Raw genomic sequence first — 2,436 nt, 5'->3', positions numbered from 1 at the left:
GGCGACGCCGAGCCGGTGCAGCCGGGCCGCCCAGAACGGCTGGTCGGCCATGGCGGGCACCGGCACCGCCGGGACCCCGGCGCGCAGCCCGGCCGCGGTGGTGCCCGCTCCGGCGTGGTGGACGAGGGCGGCCGTGCGCGAGAACAGCCAGTCATGCGGGAGGTCGCCGACCGTAAGAATGACGTCGCCTACCGTAAGGACGTCATCACCTGCCGTGGTCAGCCCGGCCCACCCCGCCTGCACCACCGCGCGCACCCCCGCCCTGGCCACCGCCGCCGTCACCAGTTCACCAAGCCGCTCCCCCTCGCCCGGCGCCATGCTGCCGAACCCGATGAACACCGGTGGCGGACCGGCCTCCAGGAAGTCGACCAGCTCGGCCGGGGGCCGCCAGTCCTGCGGCCGGGCGGGCCACCAGTAACCCGCCACCTCGACCTGGGGCGGCCAGTCCGCCGGGCGCGGTACGACCAGCGGACTGAAGCCGTGGAAGACCGGCCGGATGTCCGCCCCCGTCGGCTGCGAGGCGGCGGGCGGCAGCCCGAGCCGGGCGCGCAGCCCCGCCACGGCCCCCGCCTGGAGCGCTCCGGCATCCGCCAGCAGCCTCCGGCCCGCCGCCAGGTTGCCGTCCGGGCCCAGGTCGTCGCCGCCCGTCGCACCGGCCAGCGGGAACTCCCGCGTGGCACAGGCCGGTGCGAGATAGGTGCCGATGACGGGGATGCCGTACGCCTCGGCGGCCGCCTGGCTGAGCGCCGCCGGGCCGAACGCGGTGAGCACCAGGTCGGCCCCGTCCGCGGCCGCCACCACCCCGTCGGCGAGCCGGTCCAGGAACGTCGCCATCGCCGCCCGCGCTTCCTCCCACGAGGCCGCCCGCGCCCTGGCGCGGATCAACTCCCGTGGATCGCCCGGCAGTGGCCGGTGGTCCAGGCCGCATCCGTCGAGGAGCCCGGCGAAGGGCGGATGGGCGGCCACGGTCACCTCGTGACCGGCCGCCAGCAGACGCAGCCCCAGGCCCGTGTACGGGGCGACGTCGCCTCGCGAACCGGCGGTCACGATCAGAATTCGCATGTGATGGTCCTCCTCGGCGAGTGCCGCCCGGCGCATACTCGGACGACGGCGTTCGCCAGGGACGCTAAGGGCTCCCGCACGGTGGAGGTTCAAGGCACTGTGACGGACGGCACCCAGGACGGTGGCACGGTGGGCATCGGCGAGCTGGCCGCGCGCACCGGACTGCCGGTGAAGACCATCCGCTACTACTCGGACATCGGGCTGCTGCCCGAGAGCGGACGCACCCCGGGCGGCCACCGCAGATACGCCTCGGACGCGCTGCCCAGGCTCCGGCTGATCCAGCATCTCCGTGCGCTCGGCACCCCCATCGCCGCGATCGCCGCGGTCATGGCGGGGGAACGCTCGCTGGACGAACTCGTCAGCCGCGAACTGGACGCGGTCCAGGAGCAGTTGCGTGAGGCCACATGGCGCCGGGAGGTGCTCCGCGCGCTGGACGACTGCCCCGCGCCGGAACGGCCGCGCCGCCTCGCCCTGCTCGCCGGGGTGGGCAGTCCGGACGACGCCCACGATCGGCTGGTGCGGTACTGGCGCTGGGCGCTCCCGGCCGGTCTGCCGCGCCGCCTGGCCCAGGCCGTCATCGACGGCGCGGTGCCCGCGCCACCGACCGTCCCGACCGCCCCGACCGCCCCGGCCGCCGCGGCCCCGACCACCCCGACCGTGCTCGCCTACGCCGAACTCCACGCCCTGGCCACCGCGGACGACCGGCGCCGACAGCCGCAAGCCCACCAGGTGGGCGACGTCGCGTCGTTCTACGCCGGTCTGCTGGACGCCTGCGCACTGGCCGGCGAGGCCCTGGTCTCCGGCTGTCCGGAGCGGCGCGCCGAGGCGCTCGGCCAGTTCGTGCGCACCTACGCCCGCGTCGACGGCCACGACGACACACCGGCGTTCCGCGCGCATCTGCGCGCCCTGTTCCGCCGCGGGGGGCGCGCCGGTTCGTTCTCGCTGCGTTACTGGCGACAGGCCCTGGCCCTCATCGGCGAGACCCCGCCACCGTCCGCGGCCACCGGCCAGGGATACCTCGCGGCACCGCTCGCCGCCCTGCACGAGCAGGTCGCGGGCCTCCCCCTGACCGCGAAGTAGACCGCGAACGCCGGGTGAGCGCCTGGGGGTGGCCGCCAGGTCAGCACCCGGGAATGGCCACCAGGCCAGCACCCGGAAGTGGCCACCAGGCCAACACCCAGGAGCGGCCACCAGGCCAACACCCGGGAATGGCCACCAGGCCAGCACCCGGAAGTGGCCACCAGGCCAACACCCAGGAGCCGCCACCAGGCCAACACCCGGGAATGGCCACCAGGCCAGCACCCGGAAGTGGCCACCAGGCCAACACCCAGGAGCGGCCACCAGGCCAACACCCGGGAACCGCCACCAGGCCAA

General features: G+C 75.5%; 2 protein-coding genes. One reads left to right on the top strand and one right to left on the bottom strand.

Annotated elements, in window-relative coordinates:
• The coding region (locus tag KN815_RS17575; protein WP_216342876.1) for a glycosyltransferase at positions 1-1,062 on the bottom strand (1,062 nt) is incomplete at its 3' end.
• A gap of 99 nt (positions 1,063-1,161) precedes the next feature.
• Here KN815_RS17575 and KN815_RS17570 point away from each other — a divergent pair.
• Positions 1,162-2,142 carry a helix-turn-helix domain-containing protein gene (locus KN815_RS17570; protein WP_216342875.1) on the top strand — a complete coding sequence of 327 codons (981 nt, stop codon included), beginning with the start codon at positions 1,162-1,164 and terminating at the stop codon, positions 2,140-2,142.
• Positions 2,143-2,436: the final 294 nt, after the last annotated feature.

Origin of the sequence: Streptomyces niphimycinicus, from assembly GCF_018883605.1 — a bacterium.
GTDB classification, from domain to species: domain Bacteria; phylum Actinomycetota; class Actinomycetes; order Streptomycetales; family Streptomycetaceae; genus Streptomyces; species Streptomyces niphimycinicus.
Note: the sequence above shows the minus strand (reverse complement) of the source record. Positions and strands in the feature narration are given on the sequence as shown.